The 22597-nt window shown below is 39.2% G+C and carries 16 protein-coding genes, 1 tRNA gene and 1 pseudogene; 10 read left to right on the top strand and 8 right to left on the bottom strand.

The features are described 5' to 3' along the window. Positions 1-203: 203 nt before the first annotated feature. Positions 204-1007 carry a tRNA cyclic N6-threonylcarbamoyladenosine(37) synthase TcdA gene (gene tcdA / locus AAEY94_RS03005; protein ID WP_350977143.1) on the top strand — a complete coding sequence of 268 codons (804 nt, stop codon included), beginning with the start codon at positions 204-206 and terminating at the stop codon, positions 1005-1007. 22 nt (positions 1008-1029) lie between these two features. Here the strand turns inward: tcdA and AAEY94_RS03000 are convergent, their stop codons facing one another. Continuing rightward, positions 1030-2610, bottom strand: coding sequence for a sensor histidine kinase (locus AAEY94_RS03000; RefSeq protein ID WP_350977141.1), 1581 nt, complete (start codon positions 2608-2610; stop codon positions 1030-1032). Positions 2611-2838: 228 nt separating this feature from the next. Between AAEY94_RS03000 and AAEY94_RS02995 the strand changes: the two genes are divergently transcribed. Further along, entirely contained in the window at positions 2839-3450 is a 612-nt protein-coding gene (locus AAEY94_RS02995) for a superinfection exclusion B family protein (protein ID WP_101086225.1), read from the top strand. 168 nt (positions 3451-3618) lie between these two features. Here the strand turns inward: AAEY94_RS02995 and AAEY94_RS02990 are convergent, their stop codons facing one another. Next, on the bottom strand, positions 3619-3750 hold the full coding sequence (locus AAEY94_RS02990; protein WP_101086224.1) for a DUF3149 domain-containing protein: 132 nt from the start codon (positions 3748-3750) through the stop codon (positions 3619-3621). A gap of 651 nt (positions 3751-4401) precedes the next feature. On the opposite strand from AAEY94_RS02990, the gene AAEY94_RS02985 reads away from it, so the two are divergent. Further along, a tRNA-Leu gene (locus AAEY94_RS02985) sits at positions 4402-4486 on the top strand. Positions 4487-4641: 155 nt separating this feature from the next. Here AAEY94_RS02985 and AAEY94_RS02980 read toward each other — a convergent pair. The 6 genes from AAEY94_RS02980 to AAEY94_RS02955 all read right to left on the bottom strand — a co-directional run bounded on the left by AAEY94_RS02980 (position 4642) and on the right by AAEY94_RS02955 (position 9906). Next, positions 4642-5049, bottom strand: coding sequence for a DUF2787 family protein (locus AAEY94_RS02980; protein WP_350977137.1), 408 nt, complete (start codon positions 5047-5049; stop codon positions 4642-4644). A gap of 17 nt (positions 5050-5066) precedes the next feature. Then, on the bottom strand, positions 5067-5510 hold the full coding sequence (locus tag AAEY94_RS02975; protein ID WP_350977134.1) for a JAB domain-containing protein: 444 nt from the start codon (positions 5508-5510) through the stop codon (positions 5067-5069). 56 nt (positions 5511-5566) lie between these two features. Beyond that, positions 5567-6055, bottom strand: coding sequence for a DUF6641 family protein (locus AAEY94_RS02970; protein WP_350977131.1), 489 nt, complete (start codon positions 6053-6055; stop codon positions 5567-5569). A 24-nt stretch (positions 6056-6079) separates the two neighbouring features. Further along, the gene (locus AAEY94_RS02965) at positions 6080-8113 is read right to left on the bottom strand and encodes an AAA family ATPase (RefSeq protein ID WP_350977128.1); all 2034 of its coding nucleotides are present in this window, start codon (positions 8111-8113) and stop codon (positions 6080-6082) included. Beyond that, positions 8110-9045, bottom strand: a complete 936-nt coding sequence (locus AAEY94_RS02960) for a tyrosine-type recombinase/integrase (RefSeq protein ID WP_350977125.1) — start codon at positions 9043-9045, stop codon at positions 8110-8112. Before AAEY94_RS02960 ends, AAEY94_RS02965 begins: the two co-directional genes overlap by 4 nt. Positions 9046-9237: 192 nt before the next feature. Then, positions 9238-9906 (bottom strand): hypothetical protein, encoded by a 669-nt coding sequence (locus AAEY94_RS02955; RefSeq protein ID WP_350977122.1) that lies wholly within the window; start codon positions 9904-9906, stop codon positions 9238-9240. A 300-nt stretch (positions 9907-10206) separates the two neighbouring features. On the opposite strand from AAEY94_RS02955, the gene AAEY94_RS02950 reads away from it, so the two are divergent. From AAEY94_RS02950 to AAEY94_RS02920, 7 genes and pseudogenes are all read left to right on the top strand, one after another. Further along, positions 10207-11838, top strand: coding sequence for a hypothetical protein (locus tag AAEY94_RS02950; RefSeq protein ID WP_350977119.1), 1632 nt, complete (start codon positions 10207-10209; stop codon positions 11836-11838). Positions 11839-12145: 307 nt separating this feature from the next. Beyond that, on the top strand, positions 12146-14917 hold the full coding sequence (locus tag AAEY94_RS02945; protein ID WP_350977116.1) for a UvrD-helicase domain-containing protein: 2772 nt from the start codon (positions 12146-12148) through the stop codon (positions 14915-14917). A gap of 193 nt (positions 14918-15110) precedes the next feature. Then, entirely contained in the window at positions 15111-15518 is a 408-nt protein-coding gene (locus AAEY94_RS02940; protein WP_273059908.1) for a LexA family protein, read from the top strand. Next, positions 15519-16731 (top strand): annotated as a pseudogene (locus AAEY94_RS02935) (Y-family DNA polymerase). A gap of 130 nt (positions 16732-16861) precedes the next feature. After that, positions 16862-17602 carry an endonuclease gene (locus tag AAEY94_RS02930; RefSeq protein WP_350977112.1) on the top strand — a complete coding sequence of 247 codons (741 nt, stop codon included), beginning with the start codon at positions 16862-16864 and terminating at the stop codon, positions 17600-17602. A gap of 496 nt (positions 17603-18098) precedes the next feature. Beyond that, complete coding sequence (locus tag AAEY94_RS02925; RefSeq protein WP_350977109.1) at positions 18099-19928, top strand: DUF262 domain-containing protein; 1830 nt, start codon at positions 18099-18101, stop codon at positions 19926-19928. After that, entirely contained in the window at positions 19921-22410 is a 2490-nt protein-coding gene (locus tag AAEY94_RS02920; RefSeq protein ID WP_350977106.1) for a DUF262 domain-containing protein, read from the top strand. Before AAEY94_RS02925 ends, AAEY94_RS02920 begins: the two co-directional genes overlap by 8 nt. The last annotated feature ends 187 nt before the right edge of the window (positions 22411-22597 follow it).

The following is a 22597-nucleotide window of genomic DNA, read 5'->3' as shown; positions in this document are numbered from 1 at the left end:
CCAATATCCCATATTTTATATCTCATATACCAAAACGAGTGAGCAGAATTACTCGCTATAAATACGAGCATGTGGTGCTTGTTATTAAACCAAAACGCATCCTTAACTAAATTCATCTAGAGTGAATCGTGACAAACGTTTAGCTTTGAGGATAAATCATATAAAATTGGCCGCGAAAATAGTCGTTAATTAGGGCGTAACCCATGTTGTCAGAATCTTATACTCATCGTTTTGCTGGTGTTGGCCGTTTGTATGGTCAAGCCGCACTAAAGACTTTTTCGCAAGCCCATGTTGTGGTTGTTGGTATTGGCGGTGTAGGCACATGGGTTGCCGAAGCATTAGCAAGAAGTGGGATAGGGCAGATTACGCTAATTGATTTAGATGATATTTGTGTTACCAACACCAATCGCCAAATACATGCATTAATTTCGACTATTGGCCAATCAAAAGTTGAGGTTATGGCAAAACGCATTGGCGAAATTAACCCAGAGTGTGTGGTTAATGAAGTAGAAGATTTTATTACCTTAGATAATCTTGCTGAGTATTTTAAGCCGGCCTCACAAGGTGGCAATATTGATTATGTGGTTGACTGTATTGATGCTGTAAAGCCTAAAGCAGGTTTAATCGCTTGGTGCAAGCGTAATAAAATTCCGCTAGTGACCATAGGTGGTGCTGGCGGACAAACCGATCCGACTTTAATTCAAGTGACTGATTTGGCTAAAACAGTACAAGATCCATTATTGGCAAAAGTGCGCAACATATTACGTAAAGATTACAATTTCACTAAAAATATTCAGCGCCGTTTTGCTGTAGATGCGGTGTTTTCGACCCAACATCTCGTCTATCCTCAAGCTGATGGCAGTGTATGCAACACTAAAGAAAATGCAGAAGGCAGTATGCGAATGGATTGCGCCTCCGGTTTTGGCGCCATTACTATGGTAACGGGAACGTTTGCGTTTGTTGCGGTTAGTCGTGTGCTGACTAAATTAGCCGCTAAACCCGCTTAACATTGTTGTGTAAATTTGTCGGTTATCTCGGCACACTAATCACGAACATTGGCCCACCTAGTGGTGACGTAGCAACATAACAGATATTACCCTTGAGCTGAGTCACCGCGTTAAACGCTGCCGCGAGCCCTAAACCTACTCCTCCTTTGTGACGAGCTGTGGTGAAGAAGGGTTCGAAAATATGTTCGACGATGTCATTAGGAATAACCGCGCCATTATTTTGAATTTCGATTTGAATACTGTCTGGCTCAGCAACGACATTGATGTGGATTTTCGCTTGCGAAACATCCTTAAACGCATGCAAAAAGGCATTTGATACCACATTAGTGATAGCTTGGCTTAATAAACTGGCATTATTATTAAGTTGCAACTGCTTATCCAAACTGGTGGTTATTTCGACGTCTTGCGGTGAAAATATCATTAATGTTGAATCAGTAATATCACGTAATAGATTGCTCAAATTAAAGACGGTGTTTTTCTCGTGGCTTTGTTCTGCGGCAATAGATTTAAATTGTTGGATCAAATAACTGGCACGAGTGATATTACTGACGATTAACTGACTGCTTTGTTGGTATTGCTCTAAAATCCCATTAATTTGTTCTAAAGTGGCATCATCGCTATGGATTAATTTGATCAACTCTTCTATGTGAGACAATTGCGAGCTGGCAGCCGTTAAGCAAATACCGATAGGAGTATTAATTTCATGAGCTACGCCGGAAACTAACCCACCTAGTGCCGCCATTTTTTCTTTTTCAACGAGAACTTGTTGTGTTCGTTTTAACATTTGCAATGATTGTTCAAGTTCTCTGGTTTGTTCTTTTACCTGGCGCGCGAGCTCATCTTTATAGCTGCGTTCTAATAGCAGTAAGCGATCGCGATCTTCAAGTGCGTGCTGAAGATCGATTTTTGATTGGTGCAATGCTTGATAAGAGCCTCTTATTTGCCGTTGCATGGTATTAACCGCATCGGCTACCAAACTGAATTCATCATGTTGCGGCTTACGATTAAAATCCAAAGGTGTAAAGTCGTGGTCTAAGCTAATATCATCGCAATATTGGCTTAGTTGACGAAGATGTTTGGTCACATTGAACCACACCAGAAGCAAGATAAAGCCAGCCACTAAGAAGGTTTTGATCGCGTTGGATAATAAAATCAGTATTGCTTTATCATACAAACGATCATATATGACATTTAGATCAGCTTGTACGATGAGTGTCCCAACAGGAATATGTTCATTATTGGTATAAATTAATGGGTATTGTTTCTCAATAACAGCCGTTTTCTTATATTCACCAAAGTGCCATTCTTGATTAGTGTCATCACGGATAGAAATATAGTTTATGTCAGGTAATTGACTTAAACCACGGAGCTGCGTGTCGATTAAATGTTCATCTATTACCCATATACTGGCTGCCAGCACTTCTAAATTTACCGCTTCTATATTCGAAAAAACGCGATCAATTCTACTTACATCACTTTGATAATCACTTACGAGCTGATAAGCCGTCGTCACGAGGGTAATTAAAGAACTAAAGATCACGATAGAAAGCGTCAGTTTTCGAGCTATTGGACTTCGCAGTAACTGTTTTATGGATATCAGCATAGTTTCTTCATTGTGATTTATAAATAGGGAGGATCTACCGATGAAAGTATTTATTCTACAATGCATTTCGCCAGTGTTAGTTTGGGTTACATACCTTGGTTCAAGCATAGCCTGATAGGCCATATATAGTATGAAAAAATAAATAAATATCAGCTAATCAATTATTTTTTCTGGCATATATTTTGCTTTGCCTTAGTAAGCTCAAAAATCTGACACTGCGGGTAAGCTATGATGAAAATGAAAGTAGGTTCAATAAAGTTATTGAATAGTAAGCGTTTGTTCGTAAGTTCTATGTCATGGCTTATTGTAACATGTGCTAGTTTATTGTTTGCGCCTAAAGATTTATTGGCGTTTTTATCGTTAGACCAACTCGTTAATCAATATGGTCAGTTTATTGGCTTAGGGTTGATTATGGGAGTGGCATATTTTTTAAGCCAGATTTTTGCCTTTGTCGTCGATGAGGCCATCGTATATTTACGTCAAAAACGTACCGTAGAAACTATTGACGCAAAAGTGAAACTACTGGACCCTGCTGAAAGAGCCTTGCTACGGGAATTCTTTTTACAAGGACAAACTATTTTAACCTTGCCACAAAATGAATTAGCGGTTAAAAATTTAGTTAATACCAGCATACTTGAAATGCTTGGAAACGAGCGTCACTATGCGATTCAAGGGCCAACGGCTGAATACAAAATTTCGATGCAAGCACGTAATTATTTAAATCGTGATGTACTCCGTTTACCAGCGGGTGAACCCAGTGCAGAAGAAATGAGTTACCTGATTAAAACGCGACCACATTTTATTAATGGATTGATTCAATCACGTAAGCATGCAGTGTAATAGCGCGGAAAATAGTGCTGTAGATGAATAAAAAAGATGGGGGCGTATAAAGCCCCCATTCTGGCATAAAAACACATCATGTGTTTTGTCGCCAATGTATCATTCACAAGGAAGTATCCATATTGGATATGAATAATAAGCAGTAAAAAACTTAACCTATTAAGAGACTCACTTAGTAGGTGCAGACTTCACAATAAACATCCACATTAGATAAGACATTATTCCAAAGGTGCAAAAAATTACCATCATAGAAAGTAATCCTATTGCGTTACCAAACATTAAATCTAACCAAAATGCCATGATATTTATCCTTTAGGTTGTGAAGACGTGATCATCATAAAGTCAAAATAACGTCGTTATACTGATCTTGATCAATCTTCAGCCGTCATGATGTTAACTTAGTGTAAAATTGCCAATTAGCTCACAAAAAAACACTATCCATCTCAATAGAGGGTGATGAATGACTTTTGACCAATTGAGTGTTTTTTATAGAAAATAATAGGTAAAGGGCTTGCCATTATTAAATGCAACGGTATAATCGCCAGCACTTAATCGTGACAATGATTGTTACGAAAAGTATTGTTTGGTTAGGATTAAATTACGAGTGTTGTTTTGCAAAGATATTTGGATTTCTCAGATTACTTTGCAAAGCTAACATAGCTACTAAGTCTTTGCCTGAGTGATGAAATTGGTATACATGGGGGATTCAAAATTCTCAGCGTGTACATTTTTACTCTAGTAAGTTGTTGATATTGTTAATTTATCAATCTCGACATACCTTGCAAAGATTTGCAAAGTTTTTGAATTATAAGATTTCATGCCACCCAACAAATATGGGTTATAAACTGGCTAAAATTACATAATTAAAGTACGATAGAAATTGGTTTGGTTTTGCAAAGATATTTGGTATTAAAGATTTCTTTGCAAAGCTAAATATAGCTGAAAGCCTTTGCCTGAGTGATGAAATTGGTATACATGGGGGATTCAAAATCCCCTGCTTCGCGGCGTGTCGGTTCGAGTCCGACCTCAGGTACCATTATTTAAAGCCCTGTTCAATTAAGAACGGGGCTTTTTTTATGCTTATAATTCAATGATAAAAGTTGTAAGTTGATCACTTTAATACGTTAGCAAGCATTTGCATCCTTTAGTCGGTAAATTGACATGTTTACTTCCATAAATAGAGTCGATTCGTTAATCGGTTGAAATACTGACTTCAAACATTTCTAGATCTAACCAATAGCACACAAAGTTTTGCTCCCAAATCGGATAGAACTCCTTCGCTGCCTCAATCAAAATCTCACCGTTAATGCTTTGGAATACACCAAAGCTGAAGTCAAAATCCAACTCTTTAACCAACTCCGAATAACCGCTTCCCTGACCAACGAAACAGAATTCAGTGATGTAACACAACGTCCACTGTTCAGCTTTTCTTTCTAGTCTCATTTCAACGGGATGAAAACCGCCATGTTCTGCGCTGTAATTGGGATCACGGAAGTTAATAGTTAAAGCATTATGTGGGGTGTTACTAATTAGCTTTTCTAGTGGCAGCAGTAAGCTATCGGAGACAGGCAAAGCCAGTTCCTTGTTAATGGTATTCATTGTTTATCTCACAGGTTTTAGAATAGGTCTGGATGTGTTTGGCGTAAGCTGGTAAAGCGGTTTAGGCCAATAATCACATGGTCTACAACTTCAATATTGAGTACCTTGGCGCATTCAATGACCATATTGGTAAAGTTGAGGTCACTTGTGCTTGGTGTTGGATCGCCTGAAGGGTGGTTATGAACAAGGATAATCCCCGGCATATTCAGTATGACGGCGGTTCGAAGTACTTCCGATGGCCGCATGCTAATGCTGTTAATGCATCCAGTCGCCACAACTTCAATGCAATTTATGGCTCGTTGAGTAGTAAGATTGGCGACAATGAAGACTTCCTTTGTTTCATATTTGAGGTAGTCGAATATCTTTGCGGTTTCCTCTGGGCTGGTGAGTGTCTTTTCCGCTTGTTCGCAGTTGGTTTCTCTAAACTGATACTTAACGTTTATTTCGCGAATAATTGCCATGAGTTTGCCTCTGACTAAAGCAAGTTAAGTCGAGGGGGCTTCCCCCTCAAACATTGTTATTGTGTATTGGATTTTGCTGCAATATCAGGCTTAGCGGCCTCTTTGGTTTTCATCTTTTTACTGGGAAACTTAGAGGGCGGTGCAAGTAGAAACTCATCTAGCTCACCTTTTTCCACTGCATCAATAACGATTTTGATGGTGTCTGGCAGTTTGGCTTTATCACCCACATCGATAGCAGGTTTATCTTTCACTAACTCGATAGGTTTGCCGCTAATACGGACTTCAAAGTAGTAATGTTGTTCATTATCGTAATACCAAGAGCGAACGTTATAACGTCGGCGTACCTTCTTACGCTCTCCTGTTTCAGGGTCTTTGACCATTTTTTCACGGTAGGCTTCAAACTCTTTGCCCTGAACCATGCATTCAGCCATGTCTAATTGTTGTTCCAGCTTTTCTATTAGACGTAATCGCTTACTAATAATAGGTGGCTTGATGGCAATTTCTGGGCGAGCGATAACCTTGAGAGAACTCAATAATGTTGTCATTTTACATTCCTTAGATAGGTGGGTTTAGCGGATAAAGCCGATGTGGCGTGGTGTTTGTTTACGGTTGTTTTCTTCTGTGAGTAGCGGGATAGCCGTACTTCTGTGATTATGGTTAGGTTGAAATAACATGCGTCTTGCTAAGATAGCGAAATCGCCGGGCGTTAATTGTTGTAACACTTGAAGTTGGTCTTTCTCTACATTGGTTAATTTAGTGATACCCAATACTTGACGATAGAGCGTGTGACGTTGCGTTTCAGTGAGATAGTCGCAAGTCAGCTTAAAGTCAAAGCGGCGCATCACAGCGCTATCAATAGCTGTCAGTGCATTGGTTGCAGCGAAGACAGGTTGAGTATTGCATTCAAGCTGAGACAGTAGTTCGTTGATAAGCTGGACTTCATGCTGTGCTTGAGCGCTTTCACGTTTGCTCAGTAAGCTATCGACTTCATCAAAGAGCATTAGCTTCTTTGTTCTGTGCGCTTCACGAAACAACGCAGCAATATTCTGCTCACTTTCACCGACATACTTGCTTAGAACGTCAGAGCACTTGATGTGCATCACCTCTATACCATGTGTTTCAGCTAAGTGATGTACCCAACCCGTTTTGCCTGTGCCTGGGGGACCGTTGAGTAATACTCTGACAGGCAAACCATTGGCGATGGCACTGTCAATATCTTCAATTAAGGCTTGTGCATCATGTCCGTCAATTGCGTTAAGGTTTAAGCAACTTGGGTCGAACATCAGTTGACCTTCATATTTAGATGGCGGAGACTCTTCACCGCAGGCATCAAGGGTCGCTTCAATAACATCTAGTACCACCTCTTCAGCTTGCTCTCCTGTCAACGTTAATGTGTTGGCAACATGAGCCGCATTCGCTATGTAAGCTGGTGCGGCATTGGATTTACTTGCCAGTATCAGTCTAAATTCATCCGATACTTTTAATGCTTTGAGTATGTTTTTACTCATGGCAAAGCTAAACGCTTCATCAGGTATAGGGATTTCCATTACCAGTTTAAAGCGGCGTATAAAACTGGGCTCAAGCATGGATATATGATTAGTTATCCAAATAGCGGGTACGGGGTTTGTTTCAAGTAAGCGCATTAAGCCTTCTTTTGAGTAATGCTCATCGGCATGCTTAAACACGCTTTCACATTCATCAATCAATAACAGGCTTTCATCTGACCCACCAAGCAAGCCTTGCATCAAGTTAAGATAAGTCAGCCGCAGGCTTGCTGGTTCTTTACTGAGAAACTCTCCTGTCACTTTGCCATCTTCAAACTGTACGCTTTGTACTTCGATTAAATTGCGGCGTAGCGTTTTAGCTAACGTTCGTGAAAGTTCTGTTTTTCCTGTGCCCGCAGCGCCATAGAGGAGAATATTAACCCCTGTGAGTTGTTGTTTACTGGCGGCCTTTAGATAACGCGACACTAAATCAGCATTCACATGCTCGAACTGTTTCAGTGTGAACTTTGCTACAGGACTGCGTTTCAATATCGGTGCAAGAAATGCTTCTCGGCTGGTTATTTTTTCACTCACCAATAACACCCGAAACGGCTCAGGGATGCTCAATACATGTGGTAAATGCAATAAGGCATCTTCAATAAAGCGATTAACGACTAACGGTTGGAGCTTCGTAAGAATGGAATCACAGTCTAATCCTGTATCTTGCTCCATTGCCTGAATCAGAATATCGGCATCGTAGTCAGCTAACAGGTTAAGTAACTCCTTTAAACCTGGATTAGCGTTCATCACAATGATAAGCACCATGACAGGTTGCATGGCATGATTTAGCTTAAACAAGTCACACAAAAACAAGGCATTGTGCTTAACGGTTTCTGTCATAGCAGGGTGACTATCTCTAATCGGAAACAAGGCAAGCGTGCTGTCTATGTCGTAGTTAATACCATATTGCAGCTTTATCCCGACCAGTGAGCTGATAACATAAGAGGGCACGTATTCGAAGCGGTAATCTGATGCTGAAAGTAATAAATCCTCAGCAATTTGAGTCGCCAGATAATAACAATGATTCGACTTTTTATTGTTGGGCTTCACTTTTATCATTTGCTTCCGCGCCCCCGTTTAAGGTGTTTCTCTGGAGGGGTGTAATCGAGCGTTGCCGCAGCTTGTTTCATAAATTCATGGTCACGTTTATCGTAAATCGTGGTCGTACTGATATCAGCATGTCCCGCCATTTGCCTAACCGTATTGATATCGACATTTTGCTCAAGCAAGCGGGTAATAAAGGTACGGCGTAAATCGTGAGGCGATACATTGTCTACTCCAAGCTCATAGAGGGTATCTTTAACTAATCGATACAAAGACGTTGGACTTGTTGGTTCGGCCAGTCTTAATTTACCTGTTAGTGTTGATTTACACAGCAAATAGCCTTGTTGTTTACCGCGCAGCTTGAGCCATAAAATAAGGTTTTGCTCTACCCATTGAGGTAAGAACAAGGTACGACTTTTATTGCCTTTACCCGCAACTACCGTTAAGGAGTGTAAATTAGCATCGTAATCATGAAGCATTAACGTAGATAGCTCACTGCGTCGTAGTCCAGTGCCTAAGAACAGGCTAAATATTGCGAGATTACGTGCGGCGAATGCGCCTTTCTTTTCTTTAAAATAGGTGAGTACAGCCGTTACTTGTTCAGTGCTTAACGGTGTACCTTGATGTTGTCCATGCTTGACCTGATTAATTGTCTCCAAGTTAGCAACTTGCGATAACTCTGCTTGGTTCATCAAGGCTGCTACTTTCACGATATTCTTTATCGCTATCATTGCGCGGTTAATCGAACGAGCAGACCATTTTGCATGTGTCATCACAGCGCGTATCTGTAATGCTTGTTGATAGTCAATCTGGCACAGCTTGTCATTGAGGCAGTCTTCTTGCCATTGCATTAATCGCGCAATACTACGCATCTGCGAGCTGATAGAGCGCTGACTATTAATAGACAGGCGGCTCAAATACAGCGCGAACGGGGTCGCTGTAGTCATTGAAAACTCCAGTAAGTGTATTAGTTGAATTGTATTTAGAGGGTTGAGCTAGAAGGGGAAAGTGATACTAGAAACACATTAATAATATCACTTTGATGGCTAAATTTCAGCCACTGTTTTTGACACGGTTTTAAGAGGCTTCACTTTTCAATCTTTAGGTTATGGATTTTTTCGCTTTCTTTAAACCAAATATCAACCTTGAACTGCAGTATCCTTCTTTTTTATCTCACGTTTTTTCTTTTCTCTGCTAATCCATCTACCAGAAATATCTTTTTGACACATGCCTTTACATAACCTTATATGTCTTAATCTTGCTCTATATTTTGTTTTCTTATCTGTAACAGGTGGATTATAAGTGTTTGCTGGCGTTACATCTGTGACAGTGATGTATCCAAAGTCGTGTAGGCGGCGAACTAACTTGGTTATTCCCTGCGGTGTTAGGTTCATACCCATACTCGTGGTCAAGTATAGTAATGATGGAAAATATCCATGTTTATTGGTGCTAATGAAGTCTTGCCCAAATGATTCATCAGTTCCAATTACCAAGCCTTCTTCATAAGTATCCTGTGTATGAACTCCTTCACCATATTCATTAGCAGGGCAAAAGTTGCCTGAAGATGTCGAGAATACCCTCCCACCATCCGCTAATTCTTCATAGAAATAAAGCGCCAGCTTAACATCTTGCAAGGTTAAGTGGTTGTTAAATAATACATTTAATATATAAGTATTACTTCCGAAGTCACCAAGTTTATGAAAGTCAAACACACCACGAGACGTATGAAGGCTGTGCTTTAGTAGAAGCTCTCTAGGTGCATCTTCTCTTACAAGTTTCACAGGATTGTCATAAGTACCTATGCGCATGAAAGTCACCAATTATCAAATATAAGAATAATTCTACATTCTTATGGCGAATTAGGAAAAACAATATCACTGCTGAAGCCCTTATTTGGTAAGGCTTGCGCAAAGGGGTGCAAGATATCGCGTTAAAAATTTAAAAATGTTTATGTGAAATACGCATTTTTATGTGATGGATAATGCTTTTAAAAACAATTGATTAAACTCTTTTTTGTGAGGAATTTCTTTTCGGTAAAAGCCAATAAAGCGATTTCGGATAATTAATTTTATCCAGAGAGGCTGGATGGCTTTTTAAGGAGTATTGAAATGAAAGAAAACGAAGAAGGCATGCGCTCTACAGATATATTAGAGGCTACTACTCAAATTGAGAAATGTCTAGATACCAATGCAATGTCAGGCACTTTGACGGATGGCAATATGCCTTTGCATGAAGTTGAGGGCGAGCTAGTGGAAAAATACGAAGTTGTGTGTGATATGCAGAGTGACAATCAAAAGCTTTTAGAGTTGTTCGGAAAAACTAACGGAGAGCCGTCGAAATTAATGGCTGAACTATGTTCATCAACCATCAGGACAGCAGTTGCTTTAACTAAACTTGCCCTGTTTCTGGTTTGGCACACTCGGTCTTATGTTGTCTATGGCTGTAAAACTATGAAGGATTATATTCACCTTCATACCAATATTACTTACGATGCGGGGATTAAACAATTAGAGGCTGCAAAAATCTGTGCAGAACACTTTGGTTTAAAGCGCATAGGTGATTTTAGTGATAATGCCTTGAGGACTATGGCTCGGCTTGACATCAGAATACAGCGTAAGGTAATCGATGAAATTTGTAATGAACTTAATGTTAGTAGGGAGACGATATCAAGCCGTAAGTTTACGGCAAAAAGAGTTGAACAAACCACACGTAAAGTGACAGGTCGATTGGTATTTACTACTCAGTATAAACAGAATTTTTTGGCTAAAGATGTTTGTGATATTAACTATTGTTCAATTTCATCTGTGTTTTTAGGTGGAAAATCTAGCATATATGGTATCGATGAAATGGGAGTAAATCATGAGTTAGATTCAAGTGTTGCTCATGTTGAAATCGACTATTCAGATTCATACCTTAATCATTCACTTAGATTAAAACATTCTGAATTGGAGTTGCGAGAGATAATTAAAGAGCAGTTTCCGAGTTTCTATGTTGAATACGTATATAATAAATTTTTATCTCGTTCTGAACTTATTATGATTATTATCTCATTGGGGCAGAAAAAGTTGAACGAGGAAAGTGTTGTCGAACTTTTAAATAAGTGCTATCGCAAAAGCATGTTTGAAAACAAGGAGCACGCTTACGAATCACTTAGCAAATATAGCAAAAAAATTTTATACCTACTGTTAAGTTCACTGAGTGAACGGGGGGAAAAGGTGGATGATTTTGATGTGCTGCCTTTAATTAATGAGGATGAGATTTCATCGGGAGAGTTAATAGAATTAATTATTAATAAATATAATGTATTTGATAAATGCGATTTGCCAGATAGCACCTGTAACCTTGTTGAGGCTGGTGAAGGCAAAGATGATGATGATGAAGATGAAGATGATGATGATGATGAAGATGAAGATGAAGATGATGATGAAGATGATGATGAAGATGATGAAAATACGTACGAATCAGTAGAAGAATTATTGGAACAACCTTTTTTTGTAGATACTGATTCTAATGATGTTATGGAAAGTTACGAAAAGAGTCGAATGCAGTTTCAAGCAACGATTCAGCGTAAAATAGATGAGGAACTTTTGCTTAAAAACCCTAAGGCTGGAGTTTTGATGGCTCTTGTTGATGAGCTAGCGTTAGAAGAGTTAGTCCTAGCGCGACTTTATATGGAGTTTAAATTCGACGAGCTGGCCGAAAAACGTTCACAAAATGACGAGCTTGTTGAAGGGGTCTAGTCGTGATATTTAGCCACTAGCTAGTTGCCAACTGCGAGCTCGCAGTTGGCAGCAGTTTTAAAATGATCTATGTATCTATGGTTTTCATTAAATTTAATTCTGCTGTGAAGATTTTTTATTGTCACATAATAATGTGTGTAATTTTTATTTTTTGAAATATTCATTTTATATATCAACTCGATAATTTTAACTATCAGGTGAATATATTATTCTTAACTCTTAGTGTCGGGATTCTGTAAATACTACCTGTAACAAAAATAATCACTAAAAATTGACTGTAATGTAAGATAAAATGTAGGTATATGATATGAATGATTCTAAGTGTCCTATTGATAATTCTATAGTGGATAACATCAATGTAGATGAGAAAAGTCTTATAGAATTTTATGTGAAAAGTAATATTTTTGATATATCAAAAGGAGATAGGTACCCGTTAATTCAGCCAGAACTTAATAGAAAAATCGCTGAGATCACTAAGCATAAAACATTTGGTTATACAACTAACATAGATAAAATAATTAAATTATTGCAGGATAGAGGTGTAGTTGATTACCAACAGCGCCTCATGAAGTTGGCAATAGATAATATAAGTGAAGATACCGTTGATATAGATTACATAAGAATTGGAGTTAAGTTGTCAAAGTCTGATTCGCACAAACTTCTTAACAAGGTTGGTAGCTTTTACGGGATTCAGACTATTAAAACTACTCCTCGTAAAAAACGCCTAAGTGTTAGCAAAGTTAAAATCGGTGATATAAATTTTGGATTTAAAGAAAAAGGAAACCAGCCATTCTTTACACATAAATTTTTGATGTGTGTTGATAATGACTCTTATCGCTATATTCATGTATATATAGCAGAATTATCCAGTGCGAAGAATAAAAGCCGAAAGCTAACCTATAACTGTGTAATAGAGTTTATTCCTACACGTGTGAACAACCAACAAGTATCTTTCATGTTGTACCAGTTTTATTCATTACTGGGACCGCGTCGTTATGAACAGCTAATCAATAATGCAAAGCTTTTAGAGTTGCACACTGGCTATGTTATGTATGGGGTATCTCAGTTGTTTGCCTTTATGCTCACAGACAACAACAAAGTTGAATATGGCCATTGTTATCCAGAGGAAGCTGAGTTAGCGGTCGAATCTACTTATGCAGCAAAACTTTCTAGTGATCATTTGTGCGGCTATGACAAACTCCTTAAAGAAACTAAGTCATTTTTCGAAAGTGCACTCAAAGGTTGGGGAACAACACTCACAGGAGTAACAAAGAAGCTAGCTGGTGTTAGAGAGTTATTTACCAGTCAAGTGAGCGCCTATCGGTTAGAGTCGAAGCGTAGGTTTGCTAAGAAACCAAAGAATCTTAACGATATGTGTTCCGTTAAGTCTGCACTTAGAAATGTTAAGTTACTTAAGCCTTCTCATTTACAGGAGTTGTCTGGTAAAGAGCTCAAACAACTAGTTAAAGACAAATCGCTTGAACCGCTATCGGCTAAATGTGACCAAATTTTCTTGAGAACTAAAGGGAAATCATTGTATTTTTCTTTCGATACAGAGCTTTTGGATCGTGCGATTAACAACCGCATCAGTCTGTTGTTGGACGCAATTAATTACCCTGAAAAGGGATTAGATGATAGCTATGAATTTAACTATCAAGCAGCCTTAAAGACTGTTCGAACTATTCTTAAGCCTCTGGTTAAGGCTAATCGTAAGAAAGGTGATTCAGTTGATAAGATCATTAGTTCAAAAAAGCGTGCTATTTATGTAGAAGGGGGGCCGGGTTCAGGTAAAACTGTTTTGGTTGTTGAGCGTGTACGTCATTTGCTTACGCAAGGTTCTAAGGTTAGTGAAATATGTGTTCTTGCTTTCACTAATCAGGCTGCTGATGAATTTAAACGGCGGTTGAAGGAAGAAAAACTATACAGTAGGCACATGTTCGTTGGCACTTTTAGCAGTTGGTGTAACCAACTATTAAACACCGACCAAAAGCGAAAGATTCTTGATCAAGACGCGACGTTTGATGCGTTGAAACTCTTAATTGATAAAGATAGCAAGATAGCCAAAAGCTATACGCCGGATGAGATTGTCCGTCGTTGCTTCGATGTTTTTAGCTGTATGGCAAACTATGACACTCCAGATCTCAAGCGTTGCATTAAGAAAGTTGCGCCGGATTTAGCTGGCTATGAGCATGATATTTCAGCGCTCCGTAAGGCTTACCAAGCCAGTAAGAAGGGTAAGCACAGAGACTTCAACGACATGCTGTCGATGATGAGAAAACGCCTTGAGAAAGATGAGTTTTGCAAACGTGTTCTTGAACAGACTAAGCATCTTATTATTGATGAAATCCAAGATACTAATATTGTTCAGTGGAACATCATTAAAAAACTATACGGTAAAGGTATCCATTTCTTTTGTGTGGGTGATCCGGCGCAGTCGATGTATGGTTTCCGGGGGGCTAGAAGTGAATATCTCGATAAATTCACGAAGACATTTGGTAATAGTAAACGCTTCCAGCTAATTGAAAACCATCGTTCAAGAGAGCCATTGGTTGAATTAGCAAACGTTATTCGAAGCAAAATTAATCGTAATTACAGCATTTCCTTTCCCGTTAATGGTTCTGATACTGATGCCATTCCTCGATTAAAATGTAGTGACACGTTACGGTCTGCGATTGCTTGGCTGGTGCAAGATATTCAAAAGAATGAGATGTTTGAAAGCCAACTCATCTTGTGCCGTTACAACTATCAGCGCAATTGTGTTGAAAAAGCACTCAAAAAAGCACAGATTGAACATGGTGAAGGAGAGGCTATTCAAGTGCTTACGTATCATAAGGGAAAAGGCTTAGAAGCCGAACATTGCTATGTACTCGATCCGCAGTTCAGCAAAAGCAAGTTATCTAGTTACAAGGAGGAACTGTGTAATGCCTATGTAGCGCTGACCCGTGCTGAGCAAGAGCTAACCATACTGGCATGTAATAGTAGTTCGTCAGTATATGGGCTGGATAAAAAGAACGGAAAACGCTCTGGTATGAGTATATTTCTTGAACTACCGGAAGAACTAGTTGTGTTAGTTGATTAGGGTAATTCGAAGCAGACTGGCAGATTAAAATAAGTCTGCCAGTCTCATTTCTAAAGCTGATTCGTGGTAAGCCTGAGACTTATAGACAACTTGATATTCATATCGTTTTAGCTCTCACTTTTTATCCAAGTTATGCTTGCTTCTTTGTAGTTCATCGCTAAAATTGCTGTATGTAAATACAGTGGTGTTGTTTATGCGTGTGATTCCCATACCTGCCCATGCAGGAATAACAGGCTTTGAAAGTCCAGCTGCAGAGTACAGTCAGTTAAGTCTGAGCTTAGATGATCTCCTTATCGAGCATCCTAGCGCAACCTTCATAGGACTCGCTCAAGGCGATTCAATGCAGGACGTTGGTATCTTTGATGGTGATGTGCTCATTGTTGATCGCCATGAAACAGCGCGAAACGGGGATGTTATAGTCGCCAACTTTAACGGTGAGTTTGTTTGCAAGATCCTTGATTCTCAACGCCGTCTACTACTGTCTTCAAATCACCAATTCCAGCCAGTAACCATTCATGAACATGATGAGTTTAGTATTGAAGGGGTAGTGACTCGCTCTATTCGTTGCCACCGTCAAAGTCCATTATTGTGTGAGCATTAGATGTTTGCCTTAGTCGACGCTAATAGCTTTTATTGCAGTGCAGAACAGGTATTTCGTCCTGATTGGCGCGGTAAGCCAATCATTGTGTTGAGTAACAATGACGGTTGTATCGTAGCCGCTAATCGGCAGGCTAAGGAGGCTGGAATTGAGAAGTTCTTGCCTTACTTTAAAGTTAAAGAACTTTGCGCCCAACGAGGCGTTATTGTCTGTTCTTCGAACTATGAGTTGTATGCTGACTTATCTAGCAAAATGATGAATATCATTGGCCGTTTTGCGCCAGAGCAACACATTTACAGCATAGATGAGAGCTTTCTCTCGTTTAAAAACTGCTATCCCGCTATCAAGTGTCTTAACACTCAAGGTCAGTTAATTCGCCGTGCAGTGTGGAAAGAGACGCGTTTAGCTGTTTGTGTTGGGATCGGTGAAACACTGACATTAGCTAAAATTGCGAACCATGCTGCTAAGAAGGTTAAGGGTTATCATGGCGTTTGTGTGATAAACACCGACCAAGAACGAGTCGCTATCCTAAAGCAACTTGTTGTTGGGGATGTATGGGGTATTGGGCGAAGGATTGGTAAGAAGCTAGCATTAATGAATATCCATACTGCTTATCAACTAGCATGCATGCCACCTGGGCTAGCCCGAAAACAATTCAGTATTGAAGTCGAACGTACAGTTCGTGAACTTAACGGACAAGTGTGTAAATTGTGGGATGAAGCGAGGGCTGATAAAAAGCAAATTTTCTCAACGCGGAGTGTAGGGGAGCGGATAACCGACTTTGACTCATTATTACAAGCTTTGAGCAAGCATGTCGGTATTGCAGCTAGTAAAGCGCGTAAGCAAGGCTCAAGCTGCAAGACCATGCTACTTTTTGCTAGCAACTCACCCTTTGATGAACGTCCTGTTAGTTACAAAGCTATAGTGCATTTTCCTTGCCCTACTAACTGCACCGTCGAGCTAACCAAAGCTATGAGTGAAACTGCTCCAAAGTTATTTCGTGATGGTGTTCGTTACTACAAGATAGGTATTGGCCTAATCGATTTAGCTAGCGAAAAACATAACCAATTCGATTTGTTTAACCCTCCTAAAGCTAATTCAGTTTTAATGCATACGCTAGACTATATTAACCATCGCTATGGCAGTGATACGATGTTTAGCTCAAGGCATAGAGCATAAGTGGTCAATGCGCCGTGACCTGCTAACTCCGCAATAATGGCTAAGTGTACCCATCATTAAGTGCTAAGCAGATATTAATGTTTTCACTGTTCGTATCACTCATATGCTTGGTCTGACTAGATAAATCAGGCATTATCTAGTTACTGTTCCTTAGCTTAAAGCTTTCAATGAACCTACTTAAAATTAGTCTACCTCTCTTTCTACTGGCTCTTAGCTCAACAGCTATTGCAGCTGGAAATACATCTAATGATTCATTCAACAAAGCAAAGAAGATGCTTGAACGAGAGGTGTATCAAGATCACCGCGTAACAATCTACTGTGGTGCTAAATTTGATGCTAAAAAGAACATTGAATCACCTGAAGGTTTTATTACTACTACTCATTTAAAACGAGCTAAAAAAGTTGAATGGGAACATGTGGTTCCAGCGGAGAACTTTGGCCGTGCTTTTAGTGAGTGGCGCGATGGCCATGCTGGATGTGTCGATAGTAAAGGTAAGTCATTCAAAGGCAGAAAATGTGCGGAAAAAATGAATAGCGAGTATCGATATATGCAGTCTGACATGCATAACTTGTTCCCCGCCATCGGTGCAGTAAATGCACTACGAAGCAATTACAACTTCACTATGCTGCCTGCTGCTAAGTCTGATTTCGGTAGTTGTGATATGCGTATAGATGATCGTAAGGCACAGCCTCCTATAGCAGCTCGTGGCACTATTGCTCGAACATACATGTATATGGAACAGACTTATCCTAAATACAAAATGAGTAAGCAACAAAGTCAATTAATGCAAGTTTGGGACAAACAAGATCCTGTTACTCGATGGGAGTGTAAACGTTCTAAACGTATTGAAAAGCTTCAAGGCAATGCAAATAAGATTGTAGATAGTCGCTGTGAATCTATTCAATAGTGAATTAACTGTTAAGTAGACTGCTGTATTTCATCTTATTGCAGTGCTTATACAGACTCGACACAGATAGATGTGTTCTTGTTGTAAATTGATAAAAATGTGACTAAATATGCAGTAAATGCTGCATATTCTACGTTTTATGTCTTTCTCTCACGATTACATGCAGAACGAGCTAATAAAGCGCTAAAACACGCTAAAAGTGCACTTTAATCTATATTAAAGTGCACATCTTTTTTAAGTCAGTAATGTGAAGTGTAATTTGCATAACTTCTATCGAGTAGAGCAATTTTTGTAGGTCACTACAATTTTAGACTAGTCGGTAGTAGCAGCACCTAATCGGATTTGAGCATCAACATATACTTCTTACAAAATGGCCAAATTAAGTGCTTCTCTACAAAATGTTTGTATTGCCCAATAAACATCCTTATTCTAGGCTGGCGTTCTGTTTAACTCCCTATAATTTAAAGCATTAAATATTCACAAGGAGCTGTGTGATATGTCTGGCCCCCCAATTGCCGAATCTCACCTTTGTTTAAAAAGCGTCTATGAGCTTTTAGATAAGGACTTTTTTATTCCTGCCTATCAACGTGGTTACCGTTGGACATTCACTCAAGTTCAAGCGCTACTAAATGATATTTGGGAATTCGCACGACCCCACTCTGAAAGCCAGTCCGCTTTTTATTGTTTACAGCCTGTTGTAGTCGTACGTGGAGAGAGTAATTGGCAGGTGGTCGACGGTCAGCAGCGTCTCACAACGTTATTTTTGCTACTGCGTTACTTTGAAATTGAACATTTACGTGATTCACTAGAACGTCGCTACAAAAAACGGTTGTATTCTCTGGCCTATGAAACACGGCCTGATTGTCAGCAATTTCTTCAACAAATTCATGGAGAAAGTGATACTGATAATATTGACTTTTTTCATATGCACCAAGCATTCCAAACGATCCGCGATTGGTTTAGCGATAAAGACTACAGCGATCACGATGACTTTATGAAAGTACTGTTGGAGAAAGCATCAGACCGCCCATCGGTTAAAGTCATTTGGTATAACTTAAGTGACGAGAGTGTCGGATATGACTATGCGATTGATGTCTTTGCACGGATTAACATTGGTAAAATTCCACTCACCAATGCGGAGTTAATTAAAGCGCTGTTTTTGAAGCAATCACATCTTGATTCCAGTGACGTGAATTTGAAACAACTCAAAATTGCGACCGAATGGGATGCGATTGAAAAGCGTCTGCAGGAACCGTCATTCTGGTATTTCATCAATGATTCAGGTAAACAATATCCTACTCGCATCGAATACGTGTTCGACTTAATGAAAGATAATCAAGGGGGAAATGATCCTTTTTATACATTTAGTCAGTTTCAGCACGACCTTAATAAGAAAAGAAAGACCGTAGACCAGCTATGGAAAGAGGTCAAAGACTATTTCATGACTTTTGAAGAGTGGTACCAAGACCGTGAGCTTTACCACCTGGTTGGCTACTTGGTGCAATGCGATACTCAAGTTTCTTTTCTAAAAAAGGCATCACAAGACCCTGAGATGACTAAGACTCGATTTAAAGATTTTTTACGATATTTAATTTCACATCTGCTACCACACGATATAGATGCATTGAACTACGAAGACAACAGCAGCGAGATTCGCAAGCTTCTTTTGTTGTTTAATATTAAAACTCTTCTATCTACCAAAAATGCGGATATCCGCTTCCCATTTGACCGTTTCAAGAATGAGCAGTGGGATATAGAGCATATTCGTTCTCAAGCTGATCGAGCGCCTAAAGGTAAAGAACGAACAAAATGGCTTGAAGAATTAGAACAGTTCTTGCAAAACGACCCTAGTGCGCTGGCATTCTTTATATCCGAAGAAAAGTCTGTAACGTCGTTCACAATCAATCCTCAAATTCGAAAGGACGCTAATAAGCAGATAAATCAACTTATTACTGAAATCGAGAGTTTCAAAAGCGAAACCACAACAGGGCAAAGTTTTAATGATTTCTATGACCAGATGAACGAAAAATTCCACCAACAATCTGTAGATTGGATTGATGATCTCGGCAATTTAGCTTTGCTAGATTCAAGCACTAATCGAAGTTATAAAAATGCGCTTTTCCCGATCAAGCGGGCGCGAATTATCGAAAGTGACAGTTATGGCGTATTTATTCCTATTTGCACCAAAAACGCATTTTTAAAGTATTACAGTAAAGCTTATACCGAATTTGCTCACTGGAATAATGAAGATGCAAAAGACTATGTCACTGCGATAAAACAAGTATTGGCTGAATACTTACCCCAGCAAGGAGCAAGCAATGAATGAACTTATAGAACATTTGGACGAAGGACGGCGTTTAAGCTTTATCCAGCTGTTTCGAGACTATGATTTGAGTATCGAAATTCCAATCATTCAGCGTGACTATGCACAGGGTCGCAAACAAGAAGTGGATGTTCGAGAAACCTTCTTACAAGCACTGTTTGCTTACTTGGAATCAAATCGTCCATTTAATGACCTTGATTTTGTATATGGCAGCATTAAAGAACGGTCAAAGTTTATTCCACTAGATGGACAACAACGCCTCACCACATTGTTTCTTTTGCATTGGTATTTAGCGGTAAGTGCGGAAGAGCAAGATTCCTTTCGAACACTCCTCAGCCATGATCAGCACTCTCGTTTTACCTATGAAACCAGAAGTAGTTCGCGCGAATTTTGCGATGCGTTAGTCACTAATCCTTTCGACTACAACCTTATCAAGGAAAGCACATCTTCTAATCCTGTTTCAGAGGTAATGAAAGATCAGCATTGGTTTTTTATGTCATGGTGTTTCGATCCAACCATTCAGGCAATGTTGACGATGTTGGATGCTATCCACTTAAAATTCCGAGGAAACTCTGAGTTTTACCAAATGTTGATAAATAATAAATCACCTGTAATTACATTCAAATTTTTAAATTTGAATAAGTTTTTACTCACAGATGATCTTTACATCAAAATGAATGCCAGGGGTAAACCCTTAACGGATTTTGAAAACTTCAAAGCTAAACTGGAGAAAAAAATCCAATCGTTTCAGGGGGAATGGCCATCGACCTATACGTTGCCGTTCAAAACTGAGTCAGTTCATGGGTACGACTATTTCATTCACAAAATAGATAACGACTGGGCGGACGTCTTTTGGATTTTTCGAAATACGACCTCAAAAGACAACACCTTTGATGATGAGTTGATGAATTTTATTGGGTTATTTGTTGCGCAAAACCAACTTCTACGAAGTGGGATTGATGTCTATGAAGTCCAAAAAGAGTTTTTTGATGGTGCTAAAGTTAAGCGTTTAAGTCTGCAAGAGTATGATAAAGCCAATGCTCTGTCACAGTCACAGCTCGTCAAGTTAATTGAAATACTGGACTTGCTCAGTGCAGATCGAACACAGCGAACTGGTATCACACGATATTTACCAGAGAATGATTACTATCAAGAAATTGAAAACTTTAAAGAAGTCCTAACCAATTCGACAAGCTACCCTGAGAAACTACGATTTTTTGCATTCTACAGTGCAGTCGCCAATGGCAAACGAGATCAAGAGCTCGTTGAATGGATGCGCGTTGTGTTCAATCTAACGGAACACAAAATTTTCAACAATTTCACGGATTATCATGCATCGCTTGTGAGTCTAAACGAATTAGCTCGCCACCAATCTCCGATTCTTGACTTGCTACGGGACGATATAGATATCAAAGCCTTTCCTGAATATCAGGTGTTTGAAGAGAAATTAAAAGCTCATTTACTCCTGAAATCAGTCGATTGGCGAACATCGATTTTGCAACTCGAACGACACCCATATTTTCAAGGCCAAATTGGATTTGTGCTCAAATTTGTCGGTATAGTGGAGTATTTCTCAAAACATCACGATGTTGAATGGCCTTATCCAGATAACATATTCTTCGAGAGATTTTTGCGTTATGGCACGGCGGCGACATCGGTATTTGATGTGATAGCTAAGGGCTCTGAAAAAATAAATTATGCTTGGGAACGAGCTGTACTCTCAAAAGGCATCTATTTCATAAAAATTAATAGCAATAAATACAATGTACTTAGCTCATTACGCGGTAAAAACGCCCGACGGGATTACTCTTGGTCAAGACTACTACGCTTGTCACTGACATCAAATGATGAATGGAATCAAAAGCAAACTCTTGTCCAACAAGTGTTCGATGATCCGTTATTTGATGCAGAAAAAGTGATTCAAAGCTTGGAAGCTATTTGTTCTTCAGCTGTATCGCCGATGACGTTTAAAGAAGACAATTGGCAGCATTTACTCATCTCAACTCCATCCCTATTTGATATTACAGAGCAAGGATTTGTGGTGTTAGAGCTGGGGACAGTGATCCTAATGCATCAGTCGAAGAGAAATCATAATCAAAGCGAAATTCGTACAGCCTATTTCTTCGAAGTTTTAAAAAATGAATCATTTGATTGCGCTCCTTTTAATAGGATGGAATACGCGTCACAGCGAGGAATAGAGACCGCGCCTCGTATAGAACTGATTGGATTCCATTGTTTAGGAAAGTATTACCAAGTGGATGTTAGTTTTTCCAATTCTTCGTTCAAATTGACATATAAAAGAATACTCAGTGAGGAAATGGAAGTTTCTGCAAACATCCACTGTATATTGTTAGAGCTTGGATTCAAGCAGGATTTATTGATGAATCTATTGGGAAAACTCGAAATGGAATGCTCAACACTTTCAGCTACAAAAACATCACTCCAACATATGTGTCAAAAACTCAAAGGATTGAAACATGATTGATAAGGTTTGATAACATAGACACTTTCGTCCCACATAAAAGTACTGATGCTTTGTAAGCGTCAGTGAGTTGTCGGTAGACTTTCTTACATTAGTATAACAATGAAAGACCCAATACAGCAATTGGTGGTGTCCCACCAAAGCAAAAACTGGCACTAGTGGCCTAAGTATCTACTTTTGATCTCAGCTA

It is taken from the genome of Shewanella sp. AC34-MNA-CIBAN-0136, from assembly GCF_040309945.1.
In the GTDB taxonomy this organism is placed as follows: domain Bacteria; phylum Pseudomonadota; class Gammaproteobacteria; order Enterobacterales; family Shewanellaceae; genus Shewanella.
Note: the sequence above shows the minus strand (reverse complement) of the source record. Positions and strands in the feature narration are given on the sequence as shown.

Bases quoted from the DNA above. Each gene is read 5' to 3' on its own strand.
- AAEY94_RS02965 (WP_350977128.1), bottom strand. From the start codon at position 8,113: ATGATAAAAGTGAAGCCCAACAATAAAAAGTCGAATCATTGTTATTAT.
- AAEY94_RS02970 (WP_350977131.1), bottom strand. From the start codon at position 6,055: ATGACAACATTATTGAGTTCTCTCAAGGTTATCGCTCGCCCAGAAATT.
- AAEY94_RS02995 (WP_101086225.1), top strand. From the start codon at position 2,839: ATGATGAAAATGAAAGTAGGTTCAATAAAGTTATTGAATAGTAAGCGT.
- AAEY94_RS02950 (WP_350977119.1), top strand. From the start codon at position 10,207: ATGAAAGAAAACGAAGAAGGCATGCGCTCTACAGATATATTAGAGGCT.
- AAEY94_RS02930 (WP_350977112.1), top strand. From the start codon at position 16,862: ATGAACCTACTTAAAATTAGTCTACCTCTCTTTCTACTGGCTCTTAGC.
- AAEY94_RS02990 (WP_101086224.1), bottom strand. From the start codon at position 3,750: ATGGCATTTTGGTTAGATTTAATGTTTGGTAACGCAATAGGATTACTT.
- AAEY94_RS03000 (WP_350977141.1), bottom strand. From the start codon at position 2,610: ATGCTGATATCCATAAAACAGTTACTGCGAAGTCCAATAGCTCGAAAA.
- AAEY94_RS02945 (WP_350977116.1), top strand. From the start codon at position 12,146: ATGAATGATTCTAAGTGTCCTATTGATAATTCTATAGTGGATAACATC.
- AAEY94_RS02925 (WP_350977109.1), top strand. From the start codon at position 18,099: ATGTCTGGCCCCCCAATTGCCGAATCTCACCTTTGTTTAAAAAGCGTC.
- tcdA (WP_350977143.1), top strand. From the start codon at position 204: ATGTTGTCAGAATCTTATACTCATCGTTTTGCTGGTGTTGGCCGTTTG.
- AAEY94_RS02920 (WP_350977106.1), top strand. From the start codon at position 19,921: ATGAATGAACTTATAGAACATTTGGACGAAGGACGGCGTTTAAGCTTT.
- AAEY94_RS02960 (WP_350977125.1), bottom strand. From the start codon at position 9,045: ATGACTACAGCGACCCCGTTCGCGCTGTATTTGAGCCGCCTGTCTATT.
- AAEY94_RS02980 (WP_350977137.1), bottom strand. From the start codon at position 5,049: ATGAATACCATTAACAAGGAACTGGCTTTGCCTGTCTCCGATAGCTTA.
- AAEY94_RS02975 (WP_350977134.1), bottom strand. From the start codon at position 5,510: ATGGCAATTATTCGCGAAATAAACGTTAAGTATCAGTTTAGAGAAACC.
- AAEY94_RS02940 (WP_273059908.1), top strand. From the start codon at position 15,111: ATGCGTGTGATTCCCATACCTGCCCATGCAGGAATAACAGGCTTTGAA.
- AAEY94_RS02955 (WP_350977122.1), bottom strand. From the start codon at position 9,906: ATGCGCATAGGTACTTATGACAATCCTGTGAAACTTGTAAGAGAAGAT.